A 23,143-nucleotide genomic window follows, 5' to 3' on the forward strand; every position below is an offset into this window, starting at 1 on the left:
CTATGTTTTACGTGGAACATTAATTTTAAAGATACTTAATTAATACTGGCTTTAAACATTTTTAACTCATCCCAGGTGAATTCATCACCGTGTTTTTCTTTTAATCCGTTAAGAGATTCCTCCTGATAAAATTCGAAAGCATCTCGCAGTGCCAATATCTTATCATAGGGTAAAACATCCGAGATTTCGATTTTTTTTGCCTGAATCAATTTAACTAAATGCATTTCAATAGTCTGTATCGTAAGTTTTCGAAGTCGGGCAATATCAGCAATTGAATTTTTCTCAATCCACAAATCATATGTCTCTTCAACGGTGGTTTTCTTAATTGCTTTTGGCTCGTTCTTATCTAATTTTTTCGAGGTATAGCGTACAATTGGCTCATCTAACTTGAAAATATCGGTATTGCTCATTTTAAACTCGTCACGAATTTTCGAAATCTTATCTGATTTGTAATTTTTAATCGTTGAGGACGTTAATTTTTCCTTACAAATGGTTTCACCCGCAACAACTATTTCGATCAATAATTTGGCCTTCATTAAGCGTAAAACAGTCTTTGTTTGCAGATCGTCCAATAAAGCTAATTCTTCATAAAATTCTTTTACTTTTTTGAATTTCTGAATTTCGGCCATTTTCTGCAGAAGATCTGTAACCAGTTTATCCATCGGTTTAAAAAAATACTCATAGGCAGCCACTACCCTTTCCTGGACGAAAAATAAATCAACAGTTTCTTTACTAAAAATTTTATTGAGCTGATGCACAAACTTTTGCGAAGGATCTATTAGCAATTCAATTGTTTCAAGACGCTTATGTGCCCAAACAGAATGTTTTGATTTTTCGGAATTAGCAGCATTTTCGTTGTAACTAAATCTGTGATTGCGCCATTCCTGAGCTAAATCTATCCAGTTAAAACTGTTAATCAAATAGTTATGAATAAAATTTTTGGTTTCAAAATGCAAATGTTTTTCCAGAACGTCTTCGGTTGCTTTATTCAAAGCATAATCCATTACCTCCTGATCGTTTGAAATACCATTCATTTGAAGCGGAGAAAGCAAAATAAGCCCTTTTAAGGAAGTTAAACGTGATAATGCAACATACGCTTGTCCTGGCAAAAAAACTTGCGATACATCAAGCGCAGCTTTCTCAAAAGTTAGACCCTGACTTTTATGTACTGTAATTGCCCACGCCAATTTTAGCGGATAATGCGCAAAAGTCCCTAAAACCTCCTCTTCTATTTCTTTCGTAAGCTCATTTATCTTATACCGGATGTTTTTCCACTCGTATTTTTCAACCTCAATCGTTTTGTTCTCTTCCGGAAAATGCACAAAGATTTCTTCTGGTGAAAGTGATTTTACAACACCCATTTTTCCGTTAAAATACCTTTTATCAAAAGATAAATCGTTTTTAACAAACATCACCTGTGCTCCTACCTTTAGTTTCAGATTTTCTTCAACCGGAAATATTTTTTCGGGAAAATCGCCAACAATAAAAGGCTGATAGGTATATTCATTTCCTGCCAAATCACCAATTGCCTGTTCATTGATCGAATCAGCCTTTGCATTGTGTGTTGTGAGCGTAATATAGCCGGGATTATTTTTCAAATCAAAATCAGGTTTAACATATTCGTTTAAAATCTGAATATCCTGAGGCGTAATCTGATTGTTTCGAAGATTGTTCAAAACCGAGATAAAAGAATCATCAGTCTGTCGATAAATCTTAGATAATTCAATGTAAAGCGGTGGATTTTGCTGAATTACATGCGAATGAAAAAAGAATTTTCCTTTGTAATAATTGCGTAAAGTTCGCCATTCTTCATCCCGAATGACTGGCGGTAATTGCAGTAAATCTCCAATAAAAAGTACCTGAACACCACCAAAAGCCTGAGAATTTTTGCGAACCGTCTGCATCATAAAATCTATGGCGTCCAGCAAATCAGAACGTAACATACTTACTTCATCAATAATCAGCAATTCCATGTTACGGATCACATTACGTTTTACATTATTCATTTTGAAATGCCTTCGTAAAGTTTCCTTATTTTCAAATTTTACAGTCTCAGTGAATTGGGAATTGTCATCATACGAAGGAATAAAAGCCGAAAATGGCAATTGAAACATCGAATGAATGGTTACTCCGCCAGCATTCAAGGCGGCGATTCCTGTTGGTGCCACAACCACCGTATTTTTATGTGTAGTAGCGATAATTTCACGTAAAAGTGTAGTCTTTCCTGTTCCGGCTTTGCCTGTCAGGAATATCGATTTTTGCGTTTGATTGATAAATTGTAAAGTATAAGCAGCTGCTTCTGAAACGTTTTGCATTGGGCGTATATTGAAGACTAAAAGTATCGCATTTTTATAAAATAAAAAAACCTAAATCTGTTAATTAGATTTAGGTTTTAGAATAGTTAGTTATTTTAGTTGTTATTTCTTTGCCTCTTCTTTAGTTGGAGCTTTTTCATCTGTTTTTGGCTCCGCTTTGTATTTATCGTTCAAAGCTTTAATAATTTCTTTTGTAATGTCGTATTTATCTTGTGCATATAAAACAGTTGCAGCATCACCTGTACCGTAGATATAGGAATATCCGTTTTTCTTTCCGTAATCTTTAATGAATTTTTTCACACCGCTTACAAGAGAATCCATTTCAACTCCGCTTTCTTGTTGCAATTGCTGCGCTAATTGTTGTTGAGCATAACCCAATTGTTGTTCTCTTTTTTGTAATTCAGCACCTCTTTGTTGTGCCCAGGCCTGACCGTTTGCCTGTGCCTGACTTTGAAAATTAGCAGCATCTTGTTTGAAACGATTTATCTCAGCTTGAAGTTGTCTTCCTTTTTCTTCTGATTGTGCTTTGTATTTTGCTTCAAGGTCTTTTGCTTCAGTGTACTCTTTCATTAAAACCGAAGTATCTACGTAAGCTGTTTTTACTTCCTTTACTTCAGCCGCTTTCTCACATGAAACAACTAAAACCGAAAGCGCGATAATTACTAATGCTTTTTTCATTTTCTGAATTTTCTATTTTTTATGTATGAAAGACAAAAATATAAAAAAATAAATAGCATCGACATAAAGTTCAAAAAATGCTATAATTTTATCATATTAGTTTTATTTATGGACAAAAAATCAACGATAAGATATCACTATTAAAAGTGGCTTTCATATCTTTTATTAGAGCTGTTTTCTTAAAAAAGACAACACAAACCCTCGTTTTACTTAAAAACATGCCGTAAATAAGCTTATTTTACGTTTTAGCTGTTTTTTAAGACATAAATGTGCGATGAATACTCTTTTGTTGAAGACGCTTTTAAATTTGATCGTAAACCGATAAAAAAAGCACGAATAAAATTCATTTTTCCGGTTTTATATTTTTCGGACAAAAGACTCACATAAAAAGAATCAAATTTCATCGGAAGAACTTTTTCCAATTTCATGTCTACTTTTTCGAACAGCGATTTTATTGCTTTTTTCGAGAAATGCCAAAAATGAATCGGTACATCAAAAGCTGCCCAAAATTCTCCGTAATGTTTTGCATCGAAAGATTTGAAATTTGGAACCGCAACAATTAATGTTCCAGTTGGCTTTAATAAACGCTTCAATTCCTGGATTTGTAATTCTAAATTTGGAACGTGTTCCAAAACGTGCCACATTGTAATTACGTCAAAAAAATTATTTTCCAATTCGCTGATTTGCTCCACAAATGAAATTCCTTTTTTCTTTGCAATTTCTTTTGCTCTTTCGCTTGGTTCTACTCCAAAAGTTTCCCAACCGTCATTTTTTGCCGTTAATAAAAAATCTCCGGTTCCGGCACCAATGTCTAAAATTTTCCCTTTTTGAGTTTGTTCTGAATTGATCAGATTCAGTTTGTTTTTTAAAGCAATATTTTTTACAAAATGATACGCTTTTTCAAAAACGGAACGTTTATTATCTGTGTGCGAGATATAATCTTCGCTTTCGTAATATCTTCCAAGATTTTCTAAATCCGGTTGGGGAGATGTAATTAGCATATCTAGATTTTCATCATAATACAAATCGAAAATTTCTTTTGAAACTGAATGGTCTTTTACAGTCAGAAAATGTTTTTTGTTTAAAACGTCCATTTTTAAATTATAGGTATTTTGGTTTAATTTCATAGTAAACCCTAAAAGTGGAATTTTTACTTTTAGGGTTTGTCTCTTTTAATATTTATATTTTGAATTCAGCCCTTCCAATTAATTTTAACAGCTGATAATTTTTCATTTTCAATTCGTATTTCCGGGATAATTGTAAAACCATTTTTGAGATAAAACTGCATTGGAGATTTATAAAAAGACTCGTTTTGTTTAACTTCTTTTTCGCCATCACTTGCCCATCCATTCAAGCTATTATTTTTGCTTTTAATTAAATTAATCAAAAGAGAACCGTTTCCTTTCCCCTGAAATTTATGATTCAAAATTAATCTAAACCAATCTTCATTTTCTCTTAAAAAAGTATAAGCCCAACCATTGATTTTGTTTTCATCATCAAGCAGCAAATAATGTTTTGTATTTAAAAGTCCGTTTAAATAAATATCAAATTCTTCGGCTGTTTTATATATCAATCTTACTGATATTCTACATTCCAAATCTCTCGTAAAACTTCTTTTTCCTCAAAAGATAAAATTTCTTTTTCAACTATTTTAATAAATTTTGAGAATACGTTTCACGTGGAACAATTTTTAAATTTGTTTCAGGTTTCAAGTTTCAAATTGCAACAAAAGTTGAAACCTAAAAAAAAATTATCTACCCATATAAATCAAAAGCACAGAAATATCACTCGGAGAAACTCCGCTGATTCTTGATGCCTGTGAAATTGTTACAGGACGAATTTTACCTAATTTTTGTTTCGCTTCAATAGACATTGATTTAATCTTATTATAATCAAAATTCTCAGGGATTTTTACTTCCTCGAGTCTAGTCAATTTATCTGCGTTATTTCTTTCCTTTTCGATATATCCGGAATATTTAACCTGGATTTCTGCCTGCTCCAAAATTTCCTGATCAAGATCATTTTCTTCAGCGTAAGCTTTCACTTTTTCAAATTTCATCATATCCTCCAAATCTAATTGCGGACGTGAAAAAACTTTAAACATTTTATCACCCTGAGAAATTGGTGCACTTTCTTTCGCTTCCAAAATCGGATTCGTTTCTGCAACCGAAACACTAGTTTCTTTAAAAAACTGAACCATTTTTTCAGACTCGTTTAATTTACGTTCCATTCTACGCAAACGAGCTTCAGAAGCTAAACCAATTTCATATGACATTGGGGTCAATCTGAAATCGGCATTATCTTGTCGCAACAATGTTCTGTATTCTGCTCTTGACGTAAACATACGATAAGGTTCTTCTGTTCCTTTCGTAATTAAGTCGTCAATCAAAACTCCAATATAAGCTTCATCACGTTTCAAAATTAAAGGCGCTTTTTCGTGCACTTTTAAATGTGCATTTATTCCTGCCATTAAACCTTGAGATGCTGCTTCTTCATATCCTGTTGTTCCGTTTATTTGTCCGGCAAAATATAACCCTTCAACTAACTTTGTTTCTAAAGTATGTTTCAACTGTGTCGGTGGAAAATAATCATATTCGATTGCATAGCCCGGGCGAAGAAATTTTACATTCTTAAAACCAGCAACAGAACGCAACGCTTTAAATTGAATATCTTCGGGAAGCGAAGTTGAAAATCCATTAACGTAAACCTCACAAGTTTTCCATCCTTCCGGTTCAACAAATAATTGATGTCTTTCTTTATCTGCAAAACGATTTATCTTATCCTCAATCGAAGGACAATATCTCGGACCGATACTTTTTATTCTTCCGTTGAACATTGGCGAACGATCAAAACCTGATCTCAAAATATCATGCACATCCAAAGAAGTATACGTCATGTGACACGATCTTTGTTCGGTCAATGGAAAGGTTAAATCAGAATACGAAAATTTATCCGGTTTCGCATCTCCTTTTTCTTCGTTCATTTTAGAATAATCCAAAGAACGTCCATCGACTCTCGGCGGCGTTCCTGTTTTCATTCTTCCAGATTCAAAACCTACTGCAACCAAATCTTCGGTAATACCAAAAGCGGCACTTTCGCCCGCTCTTCCTCCACCGAATTGTTTGTCTCCGATATGAATCAATCCATTCAAAAAAGTTCCGTTTGTCAGGACAACAGATTTCGAACGAATCTCAACTCCAAGCGAAGTTCTGATTCCTTTTATCTTTCCGTTCTCGATAATCAAACCTTTTACCATCTCTTGGTAGAAATCCAAATTTGGAGTTCCCTCCAACATCATTCTCCATTCTTCAGCAAAACGCATTCGATCACTTTGAACTCTTGGCGACCACATTGCTGGTCCTTTCGATTTATTTAACATCTTAAACTGAATTGCTGTTCTGTCTGAAACAATTCCGGAGTAACCTCCAAGCGCATCAATCTCACGAACGATCTGTCCTTTTGCAATTCCTCCCATCGCTGGGTTACAAGACATCTGTGCAATGTTCTGCAAACTCATTGTAACCAATAAAGTTTTTGACCCCAAATTTGCAGCCGCAGCTGCAGCTTCAGATCCTGCATGGCCAGCACCGACCACAATAACATCGTATTCTTCTAAAAACATTTTGTTTTATTATTCTCTGGAAACCGGTTAAGTCAGTTCTCAGAATTAACATTCTTTATTTTTGATTCAGGTTTCAAAATTACCCCTGAATTATGTTCGACGTGAAACATATATTTTATTTCCATTATTCATCTTTCATGTTTCCGGTAAACCTAAGACATGTTCCACGTGAAACATTTTTATTATTTTCTGATTTACTAGATTCGAATTTAAACTGTTTTACGTCGAACAATTAACTAATTAAACCTTAAACTTAAAACAAAGATTTTCATGTTCCACGTGGAACGAATTCAATAAAAACCTAAAACTTAAAAAACGTTCCACGTGGAACGTTTATTTGTTTATATAAAATTTAGAACAATGTTTCACGTGGAACATAAATTTTAAACTTTAAAAAAAGATATTTAAGTTAAAGTTTCACGTGGAACATCGCTATTTTTTCATCTTCTTTGGAACGCATTAACTCTGCATCCTTTTCTGTTTTATCTTTATATCCGCAGTAATGTAATATACCGTGAGCTAAAACTCGTTTTAATTCTTCATCAAAAGAAACATTGAAATCGTTTGCATTATCTTCTACTCTTTCAACAGAAACAAAAATATCACCGTTTAATTCGTTTCCAACTGTATAATCAAAACTGATGATATCTGTTAATGTATCGTGATCCAGATATTCAACATTAATCTTGTGAAGATATTCATCATCACAAAAAATGTAATTTATCTCTCCTTCGTTTTTCTTTTCAGAAACAATTACAGCGCTCAACCAATCAGTAAAGACTTCTTCGTTTTCTAAATTAAAATCTGTTTCGTAATTAAAATTGATCATTTGGTATTAAAATATTCTTGAACCTTTTGGTTAAAATTTGAGCGCAAAGGTAGCGATTGTCTATTTAAAATCTCTACACTATTTAAATAATCCAATAATGAGCTTGGCAACGCATTACTTCTATTAGTAAATTCAGCCTTATTTGTTTCTGATTGACGCTTCGTATCCTGACCTTGTTGCTGAACTGCATTATTTAATTTTAATAATTCTTGTTGGATATTTAAGATTCTTTGCAAGTTCTCATTCTTAAATCCTTTATTCAAAAGTTGCTTTTCAGATTGTTTCATTTGTTCAATAACAGATCTTCCCTGAGAATCTAATCCTTTTCTAGCTAACTCTTTTTGCAACTCTTCACGAAGTTTTACCTGCTCTTTGTAAATCTCCATTATTTTTTCAGCGTCCCCTTCTCCATCATCACCCTCTTTTCCTTCTTTTTCTCCTTTACCACTTTTACCCTCTTTTCCAGAAGAGCCATTATTACCACTATTTCCCTGACCTTCTTTTCCATCTTTTCCCTGACCACTTTTTCCTTGTCCTGGTTTTTGACCTTGACCTTGTCCTGGTTTATCTCCTGGTTTATCACCCGGTTTCATTCCGTCTTTCATTTTATCGGCAAGACCTTTTTGCTTTTGAATAATATCCGGCAATTGCATTCCTTGTCCGTCTCCTGGTTTTGGTTTTCCTGCGCCCGGTTTAGACATAGACATCTGCATGTTATTTAATAAATCACTCAAAAAGTCAGCTAACTTATTGGCAGAGGAAACTGCATATTGTTGGTGCGAAACTCCTTTTGGAACCTGAACGTCTGTCAAAGATTCGATCGCTTTGTCTATATTATATTGTACATTTCCAATTTCCTTAGTTACATCTTCTGCTACTTTTGGGTTACGTAAAGACAAAGCAAACAAACTATCATCGACATGTTTAAACTGTTGTTTTAAATTCTGTTGTACTTTAATGTTCTTCGTATATATAGAAGAACCCAATTTCATAGACTTAAATTGTTTCATTACATTTTCCTGTGATAAGGAATAAGCCAGCAAATTATCCAGAATCTGGCGAAGCATTGCAACATCTTCTTCAAGCTGTTCTTGTTCTCCACCTTCCATACTGGAGTCCATTTGTTGTGCCATACTCTTCATTTTCTTTGCTGCACTTTTCTGTTTTGGTTTAGCCGAAGATGATTTTTTTTTGTTCAATTCTTCTGATGCTTTCTGCAAATCATCTTTCACATCTTTTTCTTTTGATACATCAGAAGGAATATCAAGAGGAGATTTTAATGTTTTATTTTCTTCTTTTAAGTCTTTTAAATCTTCCTGAATTTTATCAAATGCTTTATTGATTTCTTCCTGCTTCTCAGATGTGTTTTCTTTATCTTTATTAGAAAGCTGTTCTTGTTTTTCTGCAAGCTTATCTAATTTTTCTGCAACTTGTCCTGCTTTCTTTTCTACGTAAAATCTTTTGGTTAATTCAACTAATTGTTCTAAATTTCTAGATTGATTTTTACTGATTTGTTTGAACTTTTCCATTTTATCAAACAGTTCTTCGCTGTTTAATTTATCATTTAGGTTCTTCAATTCATCCAATAATTTCTGATTTTTCTCTAAATCTTTATCTGCATCCTCTAAACGCTTTTGTAAATCTTCTGAAGTTTTGTCCTTTTTATCGTCTTTGAATTTATCTAAATCCTTATTCATTTTTTCAGCAAATTGTTTCATCATTTCGTCTTGTTGTTTTTGACGTTTAATAAAATCATTAATTTTTTGCTGATCTTTAAATTCTAAATTATCTTTTTCTTTTCCTGTATTCTGGATTTTATCCATTTCGGAAATTTGCTTAGTTTGATTTTTTAATGATTTAGATAAACTATTAATGTTTTGATTTTGCTGTTGCAATTCCAGATCGTGAATTTCATCTGTAGTAGATACTCTGTCTGAAAAAACAGAAGACTTTGTACTCTTAAAATGATGTGGTGCATCGTTATCAAAAACTTCAAAATAGTATTCATAAGATACTCCTTCTTCAACTGTCAAGTTGCTTGGAAAAGAAAAAACGAACTGATCAAATACAGCTTGCTTTACCGGAATAGTTCCACGCTTTGCTGTTTGAGGTTTGTTACGTTCGTAGTAAACTATCTGCAATTTTGATAATCCGTAATCATCTCCAAGTCTTCCTAAAACATAATTCTTATCCAGCTTTAAACTATCCGGCGCAGGAGAAACAGTAATTGTTGGGTGCTGATCCTTGATAACTGACAAGTGATAATCTAATTTCTCATAGTTTTTAACCTTATTATTAGAAGTAAGAATTTGATATTCTGTGTTTTGACCAATATTTTTACTTAATTTAAACTCATTTTCAGCCTTGTTAAACTTAAAAGTTGCGTTTTCATCCTTCCAAACAATCTCCTGAGTCGACTGTGTATTCATTTTCCAGGTTACCAAAGTACCTTCAGGAACGATAGCATTTCCGGTTCCCTGAATGGTTTCTGATTTCTTTTTTAAGTAAGATGGAAAATTCAGAACCATTTCGAAGTTGGCGATTGATGGAACTGTGATTACTTTTAATTCGTATTCTTCAGATGAAACTGAATTTCCTTCAAAAGAAAAAGAAACATTGTCAACTGGTTTTTCAAACTTGAATTCAAACTTTCCTGGCTGAGAAGATTCCATAAAATAACTTTCATCACCAATATGAATCATCACATTTTCGGGAACGATGTTTCCAACAGATTCCATTTTTACAACAAAATCTTTGTTCTGTTCTGTTTGCAAATTTTGATTTAGCACCACAAATTTGAAAAGCGCCGGAGGTAAAAATGTAGCATTAAAATGCACTACTCTATTTAAACTTTGAGAAATAATATTGCTGTTTCCTGAAATATAAAACACTACAAAAAGTAAAATTGGAATAAGTGCTAATGGCAAATACTTTCTGTTTGAATTAAAATTGATTGCATTTCCAAACGGAATTGGTTGTAGCGAATTTGCTTTTTGCTCTATCGAAGCCAACATCAACTCTGAACTTTCTGCTGAATTCTCATAAGCCGAAAGCTGTAAAAAGTTTGTCAGCTTATCACTCACTTCAGTAAAATGATTTCCAATAATGGCAGAAGCCTGATTATAATCTATTCCTTTTTGAAGTTTGAATAACTTAAATACTGGAAACAGAATAAAACGAAACAAAAGATAAACTTCTACTCCTATAAAAAGCCAAAATAAAAGTGTTCTTCCGAGGGGTTTTAACCAAAGGAAATACTCAATAAAAAGCGTAAATAAAAAATACAAAAGTCCAAAACCGGTAAAAAGAAGTATTCCTTTTATCAATTCATTCGTATAATATTTTTTAATAAAAGCTTCCAGCTTTTGATATATGGCAGATGATGTTTTCAAAATGAATCTGTTTAATTTATAACCCATAAAAGTAGTAATTTTAATTAGAAAATGACCCATTAGAAAATTAGTCAATTAAGCTACAAACAAGACATTATCTCATTATACACATTTTCTAATTTTCTAATTCAGAGTTGTATCTTTGCATCAAAATTTATACAAATGTTAAAGCAAGTTCGTGTGCGTTTTGCACCAAGTCCAACAGGACCTCTACATATTGGCGGAGTTCGTACTGCCCTATTTAATTATTTATTTGCCAAAAAACATAACGGTGTTTTTTATCTGAGGATTGAAGATACAGATCAGACTCGTTTTGTTCCGGGAGCTGAGGCTTATATTATGGAAGCTTTAGAATGGTTAGGAATTTCGCCTGATGAAACCGTTGCAAAAAATGAAAAATTTGGTCCGTACAGACAAAGTGATCGTAAAGATTTATACCAACAATATGCTGATCAATTGATCAATTCTGGTTGGGCGTATTATGCTTTTGATACTCCCGAAGCTTTAGATGCACATAGAAAACAACACGAAGCCGAAGGAAAAACATTTATTTACAATCATCATAATCGTGAAAAGTTAGATACGTCTTTGGTAATTTCTGCAGAAGAAGTTTCTAAAAGAATTACAAATGGAGAACATTATGTGATCCGTTTTAAAACTCCGGTTGATGAAACTTTACACTTGAAAGATATCATTCGTGGTGATGTAAAATTCGAAACGAATCTTCTTGATGATAAAGTATTATTTAAAAGTGACGGAATGCCAACTTATCATTTAGCTAATATTGTTGATGATCATTTAATGGAAACTTCACATGTAATTCGTGGAGAAGAATGGTTGCCGTCTATGCCACTACACGTTTTATTATACAGAGCTTTTGGTTGGGATGCTCCGGAATTTGCACATTTACCTTTGATTTTAAAACCTGTTGGAAACGGAAAATTATCTAAAAGAGATGGTGACAAATTAGGATTTCCTGTGTTTCCATTAGAATGGAAAACGGAAGAAGGCATTTCATCAGGTTACAGAGAGAAAGGATTTTTCCCGGAAGCAGTTATAAATTTTCTTGCTCTTTTAGGATGGAATGACGGAACTGATAAGGAATTATTTTCTTTAGAGGAATTAGTAGAGTCGTTTGACTTAAACCGAGTTCACAAATCGGGAGCAAAATTTGATCCGGAGAAAAACAAATGGTTCAATCACCAATATTTAATTAAACAAAATGATGCAGATTTAGCGAAAAGCTTCACTCCTATTTTAGTAGAAAAAGGAATTGATATTTCTAAATTTGATATTACAAGAATTGTTTCTTTGATAAAAGAACGTGCTCATTTTGTTTCTGAATTTTGGGATTTAACAGATTTCTTTTTCCACGCACCAACATCATACGATGAAAAAGCAAGCAAAAACTGGAAAGAAGAAACACCGGCTTTAATGCAGGAATTGATTTCAACTCTAGAATATATTGATGGTTTTGATTCAGCAAATATTGAAGCAATTGTAAAAGACTGGTTAACTAAAAACGAAATTGGAATGGGCAAAGTGATGCAGCCTTTTCGTTTAAGTTTGGTTGGAGCTTTAAAAGGCCCTCACCTATTTGACATTGTTGAAATCATCGGAAAAGAAGAAACTATATCTAGGATTCAGAAGGCAATAAGTTCTTTGTAAAAAAATATACTTTCAAAATGCAAACGCTAAGTAACATTAATAAAATGTTCTTAGCGTTTTTTTATATTCAAACCCGAAGAAATTTCGTAATTTACCGCACCTAAAAACTTAAATCAATATCACTATGAGTATCCCATTCATTATCATTTTTGTAATTGCATTCTTTATTTTCCTATCGTTATTCTTTACAGTAAAACAACAATCCTCTGTAATTATCGAAAGATTTGGAAAATTTCAGAGTGTTAGAAATTCAGGTTTGCAACTTAAAATTCCGGTTGTTGACAGAATTGCCGGAAGAGTAAATCTAAAAATTCAACAGTTAGATGTTATTATTGAAACCAAAACCAAAGACAACGTTTTTATCAAAATGAAAGTTTCGGTACAGTTTAAAGTTATTCAGGAAAAAGTATACGATGCTTTTTATAAACTCGAATATCCTCACGATCAGATCACGGCGTATGTTTTTGATGTCGTTCGTGCCGAAGTTCCAAAACTAAAACTGGATGATGTTTTTGAAAGAAAAGATGATATCGCCATAGCTGTAAAAAGAGAATTGAACGAAGCTATGACTACATATGGTTATGATATCATCAATACTTTGGTTACGGATATTGATCCGGATATCCAGGTAAAAAATGCAATGAACAGAATCAACGCTGCCGATAGAGAAAAAACAGCTGCAGAATTTGAAGCTGAAAGTTCAAGAATCAGAATCGTTGCTAAAGCAAAAGCCGAAGCAGAAAGTAAACGTTTACAAGGTCAGGGTATTGCAGATCAGCGTCGTGAAATTGCAAGAGGTTTAGTAGAAAGTGTTGAAGTTTTGAATAATGTTGGAATAAATTCCCAGGAAGCTTCTGCCCTAATTGTTGTCACTCAACATTATGATACGCTTCAGGCAATTGGAGCTGATGCTAATTCTAATTTAATTTTGTTGCCTAATTCACCACAAGCAGGAAGTGATATGTTGAATAATATGGTAGCTTCATTCTCAGCATCTAACCAAGTTGGGGAAATGATGAAGAAAAACAATAAAAAAGTGGAGAAACCAAAACCAATACAGCCACAAAGCGGTTATGAAGATGATATAACTCCAGAAAATTAATAAATATCAAAAACGAAAAAGAGGCTCAATTGCCTCTTTTTTTATTTATAAACCAACCGATTATATAAGGTAAAATCGATTGAAAAATACTTCCATAAGAATTTGAAAGGTAATCTTTGAATGAAGAAAAAATGCCATTCATAACATTTTCTGGTGTAATATTTTCTCTAGTTTTTTGAAAACTTAAAACCAATTTCTGATAACTGATTTCTTTTTCGAGTTTTAAAATTTCAAGATCTTTTTCTATTTCAGCATACGATGAGTATTTTTTTACTTCCATAAATTAATCGTTAAAAAAGATTTCTGAAAATTTCTCTAAAATCGGACCTTCAACAAACTTGTCTTTTATAAAAAAAAGTAAAATTGTAAACACAAAATAGATCCCTCCTACTGCTAAAAATCCGAGTGCATTACTTTCAAATAAAGAACCAAAAGCATACGCTGCGGCAAAAGATCCAAAAATAAGAACCATACTAAAACACAATAAAATCAAAGTAAATTTAAAAATTAAAGTTGTTGATTTCATCGCAACCTTAAATCCCCAGAGTTTATAATACGCTAAATTACTGTCAATATAAGCTTTGGTACTTTCCTGAATATTCTCTGTATTTTCTTTTAATTCTTCAAAAGCCATAATTTTAAATTTCATTAAAAAAGAAACACAAAACAAACTGATTACAAACTGAATATCAAATATTATAAAAAAATTATATCAACTATAAATCAGGTAAGTTTTGTGTTGCCTGGATTATTACTTTTGATATTTAGCGTTTTGCGTCTTCAAATCAGCTAGTTTAGATTCTAAAAAAGAAATAACTTCTTCTGTTTTATGGCTTACATTTGAAAGTAATTCATCAAAAGTTCCATCAAGATTCTCTGTAGCACTTGCAAATTTTTCACGCAAAACTTCTGAACTTGCTTCTAAGGAGTCTTTTAAATTGTTGGCAGTATCTCCCAGATTTTCTTTAATTTTTGCTCTTGTGTTTGAGCCTTTATCAGGAGCTAACAAAATTCCTATAGCTGCTCCTACTGCTGCTCCGGCCAAAATTGCTGCAATAGTATTTGAATTGTTTGACATAATATTTAATTTAAATGATTAATAAAGATACTAATTTTTGATATTCTAAAATATTGTCTAAAAGTAATTTACATAAAGTTAATAAACATAAGCAATAGCCTCTAATACTTTTCAATAATACACGCAAAAAACTTAAAGCTTATTTCAGCCGTATATACTTCTGAAAAATACATACTTCATTCCAATTAAATTTGAGGAATAAAAAATGATAAAAATAAAAATTTATAAATGATAAAACCAATTTCAGAAATCAGCATTGAATAAATTATAAAAACAAAAAAGTAAATTTTTCAATTTTTTAAAAAACCAGATTCGATTCCTAAAGTGCTTTTTTTAATTATAAATTTCAGATTTGATCTTTGGATAAAAATAGCAACTTTATAAACAATTGTATGTTAACAACCCGTTAAACCGACAAAAACGATGGCGAAAATTAAAATAAAGCTCAAAAATCAACAATTATTCAAAAGATGAGTTAAGAGATGAAATAAGTAAAAAAAGGTCTTAAAATTAAATTATGAAGGTCATTTTTAGTTTAAATAATCTATTAAAATTAAAAAAACAATAGATTTAATATATAATAAATATAATCTTTAAAATATACAAAATTATAAATAAAATTGATTTAATATAATTTCATCATTTATTTTGAAGAAATCCATACATTTTTTAAAACTAAATCTTAGATAGCAACTTTATAAACATTCCATTGTTAATAAGCTGTAAAGATGGCTAAAAGAAGAGCTAAAATTAAAATAAAGCGTTTATTTTAACTATTTTAAAAAAGATGAATTCTATATCGGAAGAAATAAAAAAACCTTTTAAAATCAATTTATGAAGGCTACTTTTAATATAAAATATTTATTAAAAATATATTTTATATAGAAAAAATAAATAATAAAAAAGCGCTTATAAAAAGCGCTTTTCAATAGATTATATTTATTTGTAAATATTAGTAATTTCAGATATAACTAAGATTTCACTTTCCGAAGCATTTTTAGGAATATTTTCTTTTAATTTTAAAAAATCACTATAAAAACTATTTCTTAATTCAATTTCTTTCAAATCTCTTGATTTCCAAAGTGCTTCTCTACGTACATATGTAGACTCACTTCTCAATGACATTGAAAATAATTTTTTAATATCTTCTTCTTCAAAATCATAATAATCTAAATGAGAATACTTTAAAATGAAATGAGCAAATAAGAGTGAGCCTTTATTATTGTTGATATTTCTCTTAAATGAATTTTGTAATAAAGAAAAACTAGATACATTTTGTATACTTAAACCTATTGTATTTGCAATTTCCTCACGTTCTTCATCCGTTTCAACTTTAAAATATTTGTTGATGTCTTTTAAAGAATTATTGATACTGTTCTCTTCTTTTTTACCTTTTTCTTCCCAGGCATCTTTTAATCCAACAGTTTTGTTAAATACTAATTTTGAAGGAGTTGAGTCTTTATCAACAGTAAAATAACCCAAACGTTGAAACTGAAATTTATCTTCATTTTGAGCTGTAGCCAAACTTGGTTCAACGAATCCTTTTACAATTTCTAATGAATTTGGATTTACAAAATCTAAGAAATTTTTATCCTTATAACTGTCTGGTGCTTCATCTGTAAACAAACGATCATATAGTCGAACTTCAGCTTCAACTGCATGCTGAATAGAAACCCAGTGCAATGTTCCGGAAACTTTTCTTTGGCTTGCTTCTGTCCCACTTCCACTCAAAGAATCAGTATCATAAGTAACATGAATTTCTGTAATATTTCCATTATTATCTTTTTTAACATCTTGAGCTGCCTCACATTTAATGATATACGCATTTTTAAGACGCACTTCTTTTCCTAAAGTCAAACGGAAAAACTTCGCCGGAGCTTCTTCTAAAAAGTCTTCTCTTTCGATATATAATTCACGAGAAAAAGGCACTTTTCTGAAACCAGCATTTTCATCTTCCTGATTATTTTCAGCTTCCAGCCACTCTTCTTTTCCTTCAGGATAATTTGTAATTACCAATTTTACAGGATCTAAAACGGCCATTACACGAGGTGCGATTTTGTTCAAATCTTCACGAATACAAAATTCTAAAACGGATACATTGATCAAATTATCACGTTTTGCAATACCAATTGTATTAGCAAAATTACGCAATGAAGCAGCTGTATAACCTCGTCTTCTTAATCCGGAAATAGTTGACATTCTTGGATCATCCCAACCGTTAACATGCTTTTCTTTAACTAGTTGCTGTAATTTTCTTTTACTAACAACGGTATGTGATAAGTTACGTCTTGCAAATTCTCTTTGCTTTGGACGAATCTGATTTTCATCAATGATCTGATCTAAAAACCAATCGTATAATTCACGATGAGGCAAGAATTCCAGTGTGCAAAATGAATGTGAAATGGCTTCTAAATAATCGCTTTGACCGTGTGCCCAATCGTACATTGGGTAAATTTTCCAGGTATCCCCTGTTCTATGATGATGCTTATGCAAGATCCTGTACATGATAGGATCACGCATTAACATATTGGTAGATTTCATGTCAATTTTGGCACGAAGAATATGAGTACCTGCTTCAAATTCACCGCTTTTCATTCTTTCGAATAACTCTAAATTTTCTTCTACAGAACGATTTCTATAAGGGCTATTAACACCTTCAGTTGATGGTGTTCCTTTTTGAATCGCCATATCTTCAGAAGACTGGCTGTCAACATAGGCTTTATCTTTTTTAATTAGTAAAACTGCCCAGTCATATAGTTGCTGAAAATAATCAGAAGCATAACGCTCTTCTGTCCACTTATAGCCTAACCATTCTACATCTTTTTTAATGGCATCAACAAATTCCTGTTCTTCTTTTTCAGGATTGGTATCATCAAAACGCAAATTTACAGGTGACTGATAATCAATTCCTAAACCAAAATTTAATGCAATAGAACTTGCGTGTCCAATGTGTAAATAACCATTTGGTTCGGGTGGAAAACGAAAACGTAATTTAGAATTTGACAGACCTAATTTCAGATCTTCTTCTATGATTTGTTCAATAAAATTGAGTGATTTCTCTTCTGATGCCATTATTTATAGTAATTTTAGCAAAGATAAAAAAAAGGTTTCAGGTTTCAGATTTAAAGTTATTTAAGTGGCGCAAAACCTGAAACTTTAAACGTGAAACAATACAAAAATGGGAGTTATTAAACTAAAAAACATCCGAACTTTTTCCTACCACGGATGTATGATTGAAGAAGGAAAAATTGGATCTGACTACACAGTCGATCTAAAAGTGAAAACTAATCTTCAAAAATCGGCTGAAACAGATCATCTTTTGGATACTGTTGACTATGTTCATTTGAATAAAATTGTGACTGAAGAAATGGCAATTCGTTCGCATTTACTAGAACATGTGGCCAAAAGAATCAATATTCGTGTACTTGCTGAAATAGAAACTGCAGAAAAAACAACAGTTTGGGTTTCAAAAATAAATCCTCCTATTGGTGGTGATGTTGAATCAGTTACTATAAAAATGACGGAAATTAGAAAGTAATTTTTGAATACATTTCAGTAAATTTTTAAAATACTTTACTTTAAACTTTTGAATTTTAAAGATTTTGGTTACTTTTGCCATCCGTTCAAGCAATGGCGTCGTGGCCGAGCGGCTAGGCTGGGCTCTGCAAAAGCTCCTACTCCGGTTCGAATCCGGACGATGCCTCTAAAACCTCTAAAGCAATTTAGAGGTTTTTTTATGTCTAATTTTTAAAAAAATTAATTAAAAATATTGCTTCGAATTCGGACGATACCTCAAAACCTCTAAAGCAATTTGAAGTTTTTTTTATATTTAATTTTTTTGCATCTGTGTCATTTCTAATCAGGCAGATGATAAAATTACTGATTAAGCACAAAAAATCCTCTGAAAATCAGAGGATTTAATTATCTTTTTAAAAGTTTCTTTTCATTTTTTATTCTTCGAATACTATCTCTGATAAACTCTTTACTTTCATAATAATTTTCTTTTATTTCTTCTTCTACAACCATAATTTTGATTGGAAGAAGTCTTGGTAAAAGATAATTTTCAGATCCAGGGAAAGAATATCCGATATCAGTAATTGAAAAAATTGATCCTTTTTTCAATTTTTTAATTTTATCTAAAACTTCCTTACTTACCTGATTACCAGAAATAAATATCTTTACATTGTGAGGTAATTTTACAATAAAGCTGTTTATTTTATAATTAGAAAGATCCATATCAAAAAGCAAATCTTGTGGTAAACTAAAACCAATTGTAGCATTAGAAAGTTCATTTCTTGTCATTTCTAAAATACATTTTTGATAACAGCTTTTTTCGTTAATAGTTGCTAAAGGATTATTAATTTGTTTTATCTTAAATTTATGCTCTTCACTAATTATTGAATTATCATTTAATATAATATCAACTTTAATTATGGAGTAAAGTCCCTGACCAGGAGAAAGATAATATTTTCCTTCCTTATTTTTATTTAACCCTGAACCAGAAGCAGTAAAAGATTTACAATTTGGAACCGCAATAGAAATTGGATTTAAAACTCCTCTGTAAACAACATTTAATTTATCAGCAGAAACTACAGCTATACTGGGTTTATCAACAACTACAGAATCTTTTTGTGCTATACTATTTAACGAGAAAGAAAAAAAGAAGAATAAAAGTAGTTTTTTAATCATAATAATTCGTCTACTTCTCAATCTTCTCAAAAGCATTTTTAACCATTTCTTTTTCTTTCGGAAACCAGCCTTGAATCATCAAAACAAATCCAAAAATCATTAGAACTATACTGATACCTTTTTTAATCTTTAAGATATTGGTTGGTGTCATTTTAGATTTTAATTGTTTGGCTAGTAAAATTTTAAGACAATCAACCAATAAATAAGTGATAATAACAGAAGTAAAAAAAGTAAACATTCTGGAGTTTTGCATTTCTAATTTTGGTCCGACAGAAATAATTACCGCTAACCAAAAACCTAGTACTCCAATGTTGATAACGTTTAGTAAAAAGCCTTTTATGAACAAACTTCCGTAATTTCTTTTAATGATATCCCTATCTATTTCTTCATCGTCAATTTTTTCTTCATTCTTTAATCTTACAAAAGAAATTATACCGTATGCTAACATAATTATACCTCCAAAGATAAAAAGAGCTGGCTTGTCTTTTAAACTCTGAATTAATCTGTAGCTTCCTAAATATGCAATTGCTATAAAAAATACATCACCCAGTACTACACCAAAATCAAAGACTATAGCAGCTCTGAAGCCTTTGGTAATACTGGTTTCTAATAGTATAAAAAATACCGGGCCTACCATAAAACTTAAAAAAAGTCCCCATGGCAGCCCAGCTACAATATCATTTATCATTAAAATATAATTAGTTTACTTTACTTCTTCAATTTTTCCGCCAAAAACAGTCTTCTGATTAATTTGTTTTGGCTTTCCATAAATGTAAATAGAGCCTCCTGCGCTAACTTTTGCATCAACTAATGTAGAAGCATTTACATCTGCTTTTCCTCCGGCAGAAACGCTTACAGTAGTTTGAGATGTATTTAATTTACTTGCTAATAAATATCCTCCAGCTCCCAGTTTTGCGACCTGATTTGAAGCTTTACCAGATAAAGTAATTTCTCCACCGGAAACTGAACTTACATTTAGTTTATCTACATCCAAATCTACATTAATTTTGCCACCTTCCTGGGCACTTACTTTAAATGAAGTTGCTTTTATAACTTTACCACTGGAAACCAAAGCCCCTTCATTAACATCAATAAGCTCAATATGTTTGTAATATAATGTAATATCTAAATCGTCTCCTGATAATAATTTTGGAAAAGGCATTCTTAATTTTAATAAACCTGACTTGTTAACAACTTCAAGTTCTGATTCTCTTGCTCCTTTTATTACAATTTTATTTTCAGAGGACTGAACTAATTTTACATGTAATTTATCAAATACTTTTACCGAATCAAAATCTCCTAATTCTTTGGTAACCTGACTAAAAGACAATTGCACAATTAAAATTGCAACGACTATAATTAATTTTTTCATTTTATAAATTTTTAAATTTAACAACTATTCAGCTCTTCGTAAAAAATGAAAATCTAATTGTTTTTTAACTAAATCTGCATTTTTTACTTTAACGTAAATTTCATCTCCTAATTGCAATATACTGTTTGAAGTTGCTCCAACCAAGGCATATTGCTTTTCATCAAAAGTATAATAATCATCTTTTATTTCTCTGATTCTTACCATACCTTCACATTTATTTGAAATAATTTCAACATAAATTCCCCATTCTGTAACTCCTGAAATAACGCCCAAAAATTCTTCGTCCTGATGATCCTGCATGTATTTCACCTGCATATATTTGATACTGTCTCTTTCAGCATTAGTCGCTAAACTTTCCATATTCGAACAATGCAGACATTTTGTTTCGTAAATTTCTTCATCTACAGATTTTCCTGCATCAAGATAAAACTGTAATAATCGATGTACCATAACGTCAGGATATCTACGAATTGGCGAAGTAAAATGACTGTAATAATCAAAAGCCAAACCATAATGACCAATATTATCTGTCGAATATTTGGCTTTACTCATACTTCTAATAGCAAGGGTATCAATAAGATTTTGCTCTTTTTTACCGTTAACTTCTTCCATCAATGCATTCAAAGACTTCGAAATATCCCCTTTGTTACGAAAATCAATTTTATAACCAAATTTAGCAATTACACCTGCCATCGCAATTAATTTGTCTTCGTTTGGTTCGTCGTGGATTCTATAAATAAATGTTTTCTTTTGTTTTCCAATATATTCCGCCACTTTTCTGTTGGCTAAAAGCATGAACTCTTCAATCAAGTGATTGGCATCTTTAGAAACTTTAAAATAAACACCTTCTGGTTCTCCTTGAGCATCAAGATTGAATTTTACTTCTACTTTGTCAAAAGAAATTGCGCCATTCTGCATTCTTTTCTTTCTTAAAATCTTAGCTAATTCATCTAATTTTAAAGTTGCTTCAACAATTTCATCCGGAACAACATACGATTCTCCTGTAATCGAAATATCAATTGGAATTGTCTTGTCTTTTGTTTCAATAATATATTGTGCTTCTTCATAAGCAAAACGCTGATCAGAATAAATTACCGTTCTGCCAAACCATTGATTGATAACCTGCGCTGTTGGAGAAACTTCGAATACTGCAGAGAACGTATATTTCTCTTCATTTGGACGAAGTGAACAGGCAAAATTAGACAAAACTTCAGGAAGCATTGGCACTACTCTATCTACCAAATATACCGAAGTTGCTCTTTGATAAGCTTCATCATCCAAAATTGTTCCTTCTTCTAAATAATACGAAACATCAGCAATATGAACTCCAATTTCGTAATTTCCGTTTTCTAACTTTTTGAAAGACAAGGCATCATCAAAATCTTTGGCATCTTTGGGATCAATCGTAAACGTAAGCGTGTCACGCATGTCACGACGTTTTGCAATCTCAGATTCCTGAATTGAAGTGTCTATTTTTTGTGCATAAACCTCTACTTCTACCGGAAAATCAGATGGTAAACCATATTCTGCTAAAATCGCATGAATTTCTGTATTATGTTCTCCAGGTTTTCCTAAAACTTTAATTACAGATCCAAAAGGACTATCGGCTCTTTTTGGCCAATCTTCAATATTCACTAAAACAACATCACCATTTTCTGCTTCTCCTATTTTATCTTTAGGAATAAAAATATCGGTATACATTTTTGGATTTGCCGTTGATACAAAAGCAAAATTGGGCTGAATATCAATTACTCCAACGAATTCTGTTTTGTTTCTTTCAACAACTTCAATTACTTCACCTTCGGGTCTTTTTCCTTTTCTTCGGTTGTAAACGTAAACTTTAACTTTGTCTTTGTCTAATGCGCGATTCAGATTATTGGTCGGAATAAAAACATCTTCGGTAAAATCTTCACAAATAAAATAAGCTGTTTTACGGCTTGTCATATCTATTGTTCCTTCGTAATAATCCTGACTCTCCGCTTTCACCAAATAGTTCCCAGGCTCAGATTCAATAATTTTTTTGGAACCAGCCATTATTTTTAAGTCTTTTATGATCTGGTTTCTGCTTTTTGTATCATCAAGTTCAAGCTTTGCAGCTATTTGTTTGTAATTAAATGCTTTATTAGGGCTTTTCGATAAAATCTTCAGTATTTTTCCTGAGAAATCTTTCTCATTTTTTATCGGTTTTCTAATTTTCTTACTCATATATCTTTTCTTATAAAGTTTAAAATTACAAATAAGATACCAGATAACAGATTTTAAGAATTAGAATTATTAAAATTATAACTTTAGTAGGTAGTTATTTAATTTTATTTAAAGGTCATTTTTAGTTGATATATTTAATTAACGCTTATACCAGATTTTAATAATGCTTATTTCGTATCTTTATAAAAAGACC

General features: G+C 31.6%; 18 protein-coding genes and 1 tRNA gene. 4 read left to right on the forward strand and 15 right to left on the reverse strand.

Annotated elements, in window-relative coordinates:
• Positions 1-35: 35 nt before the first annotated feature.
• The 7 genes from FLACHUCJ7_RS09150 to FLACHUCJ7_RS09180 all read right to left on the reverse strand — a co-directional run bounded on the left by FLACHUCJ7_RS09150 (position 36) and on the right by FLACHUCJ7_RS09180 (position 10,836).
• On the reverse strand, positions 36-2,315 hold the full coding sequence (locus FLACHUCJ7_RS09150; protein WP_078226727.1) for a helix-turn-helix domain-containing protein: 2,280 nt from the start codon (positions 2,313-2,315) through the stop codon (positions 36-38).
• Between the two features lie 102 nt (positions 2,316-2,417).
• Positions 2,418-2,993 carry an OmpH family outer membrane protein gene (locus FLACHUCJ7_RS09155; protein WP_078226728.1) on the reverse strand — a complete coding sequence of 192 codons (576 nt, stop codon included), beginning with the start codon at positions 2,991-2,993 and terminating at the stop codon, positions 2,418-2,420.
• A gap of 245 nt (positions 2,994-3,238) precedes the next feature.
• Positions 3,239-4,087 carry a class I SAM-dependent methyltransferase gene (locus tag FLACHUCJ7_RS09160; RefSeq protein ID WP_078227929.1) on the reverse strand — a complete coding sequence of 283 codons (849 nt, stop codon included), beginning with the start codon at positions 4,085-4,087 and terminating at the stop codon, positions 3,239-3,241.
• Positions 4,088-4,185: 98 nt separating this feature from the next.
• Positions 4,186-4,566 (reverse strand): GNAT family N-acetyltransferase, encoded by a 381-nt coding sequence (locus FLACHUCJ7_RS09165; protein ID WP_223255402.1) that lies wholly within the window; start codon positions 4,564-4,566, stop codon positions 4,186-4,188.
• A 177-nt stretch (positions 4,567-4,743) separates the two neighbouring features.
• The gene (gene mnmG / locus FLACHUCJ7_RS09170; protein WP_180908685.1) at positions 4,744-6,615 is read right to left on the reverse strand and encodes a tRNA uridine-5-carboxymethylaminomethyl(34) synthesis enzyme MnmG; all 1,872 of its coding nucleotides are present in this window, start codon (positions 6,613-6,615) and stop codon (positions 4,744-4,746) included.
• A 409-nt stretch (positions 6,616-7,024) separates the two neighbouring features.
• Positions 7,025-7,444 (reverse strand): rRNA maturation RNase YbeY, encoded by a 420-nt coding sequence (ybeY, locus tag FLACHUCJ7_RS09175; RefSeq protein ID WP_180908686.1) that lies wholly within the window; start codon positions 7,442-7,444, stop codon positions 7,025-7,027.
• Positions 7,441-10,836 carry a DUF4175 family protein gene (locus FLACHUCJ7_RS09180; RefSeq protein WP_180908687.1) on the reverse strand — a complete coding sequence of 1,132 codons (3,396 nt, stop codon included), beginning with the start codon at positions 10,834-10,836 and terminating at the stop codon, positions 7,441-7,443. Before FLACHUCJ7_RS09180 ends, ybeY begins: the two co-directional genes overlap by 4 nt.
• Positions 10,837-10,998: 162 nt before the next feature.
• On the opposite strand from FLACHUCJ7_RS09180, the gene gltX reads away from it, so the two are divergent.
• Complete coding sequence (gene gltX / locus FLACHUCJ7_RS09185; RefSeq protein WP_180908688.1) at positions 10,999-12,504, forward strand: glutamate--tRNA ligase; 1,506 nt, start codon at positions 10,999-11,001, stop codon at positions 12,502-12,504.
• A gap of 124 nt (positions 12,505-12,628) precedes the next feature.
• Complete coding sequence (locus FLACHUCJ7_RS09190; RefSeq protein ID WP_180908689.1) at positions 12,629-13,606, forward strand: SPFH domain-containing protein; 978 nt, start codon at positions 12,629-12,631, stop codon at positions 13,604-13,606.
• 25 nt (positions 13,607-13,631) lie between these two features.
• Here FLACHUCJ7_RS09190 and FLACHUCJ7_RS09195 read toward each other — a convergent pair whose 3' ends face one another.
• From FLACHUCJ7_RS09195 to FLACHUCJ7_RS09210, 4 genes are all read right to left on the reverse strand, one after another.
• On the reverse strand, positions 13,632-13,886 hold the full coding sequence (locus FLACHUCJ7_RS09195; protein WP_180908690.1) for a DUF6327 family protein: 255 nt from the start codon (positions 13,884-13,886) through the stop codon (positions 13,632-13,634).
• Between the two features lie 3 nt (positions 13,887-13,889).
• Positions 13,890-14,240: a competence protein gene (locus FLACHUCJ7_RS09200; protein ID WP_078227931.1), complete on the reverse strand. Its 351-nt coding sequence runs from the start codon at positions 14,238-14,240 to the stop codon at positions 13,890-13,892.
• Positions 14,241-14,357: 117 nt separating this feature from the next.
• Positions 14,358-14,684 carry a YtxH domain-containing protein gene (locus FLACHUCJ7_RS09205; RefSeq protein WP_031453825.1) on the reverse strand — a complete coding sequence of 109 codons (327 nt, stop codon included), beginning with the start codon at positions 14,682-14,684 and terminating at the stop codon, positions 14,358-14,360.
• 939 nt (positions 14,685-15,623) lie between these two features.
• A complete protein-coding gene (locus FLACHUCJ7_RS09210) occupies positions 15,624-17,756 on the reverse strand; it encodes a glutamine--tRNA ligase/YqeY domain fusion protein (protein ID WP_078226734.1) in 2,133 nt (710 codons plus the stop codon).
• A gap of 106 nt (positions 17,757-17,862) precedes the next feature.
• On the opposite strand from FLACHUCJ7_RS09210, the gene folB reads away from it, so the two are divergent.
• Together folB and FLACHUCJ7_RS09220 are read left to right on the forward strand one after the other, a co-directional pair.
• Positions 17,863-18,222: a dihydroneopterin aldolase gene (folB, locus tag FLACHUCJ7_RS09215; protein ID WP_031453827.1), complete on the forward strand. Its 360-nt coding sequence runs from the start codon at positions 17,863-17,865 to the stop codon at positions 18,220-18,222.
• A 94-nt stretch (positions 18,223-18,316) separates the two neighbouring features.
• Positions 18,317-18,387: transfer RNA gene (locus FLACHUCJ7_RS09220), tRNA-Cys, on the forward strand.
• 218 nt (positions 18,388-18,605) lie between these two features.
• On the opposite strand, the gene FLACHUCJ7_RS09225 is transcribed toward FLACHUCJ7_RS09220, so the two are convergent.
• From FLACHUCJ7_RS09225 to rnr, 4 genes are read right to left on the reverse strand one after another with little or no spacing between them, the layout of a single operon-like run.
• Complete coding sequence (locus FLACHUCJ7_RS09225) at positions 18,606-19,373, reverse strand: GldM family protein (protein WP_180908691.1); 768 nt, start codon at positions 19,371-19,373, stop codon at positions 18,606-18,608.
• A 10-nt stretch (positions 19,374-19,383) separates the two neighbouring features.
• Positions 19,384-20,061: a LysE family translocator gene (locus tag FLACHUCJ7_RS09230; protein WP_078226736.1), complete on the reverse strand. Its 678-nt coding sequence runs from the start codon at positions 20,059-20,061 to the stop codon at positions 19,384-19,386.
• 15 nt (positions 20,062-20,076) lie between these two features.
• Positions 20,077-20,745 (reverse strand): head GIN domain-containing protein, encoded by a 669-nt coding sequence (locus FLACHUCJ7_RS09235; RefSeq protein ID WP_078227932.1) that lies wholly within the window; start codon positions 20,743-20,745, stop codon positions 20,077-20,079.
• A 24-nt stretch (positions 20,746-20,769) separates the two neighbouring features.
• A complete protein-coding gene (gene rnr, locus FLACHUCJ7_RS09240; protein WP_180908692.1) occupies positions 20,770-22,950 on the reverse strand; it encodes a ribonuclease R in 2,181 nt (726 codons plus the stop codon).
• Between the last annotated feature and the right edge of the window lie 193 nt (positions 22,951-23,143).

The organism is Flavobacterium salmonis (assembly GCF_903819435.1).
GTDB lineage: Bacteria > Bacteroidota > Bacteroidia > Flavobacteriales > Flavobacteriaceae > Flavobacterium > Flavobacterium chungangense.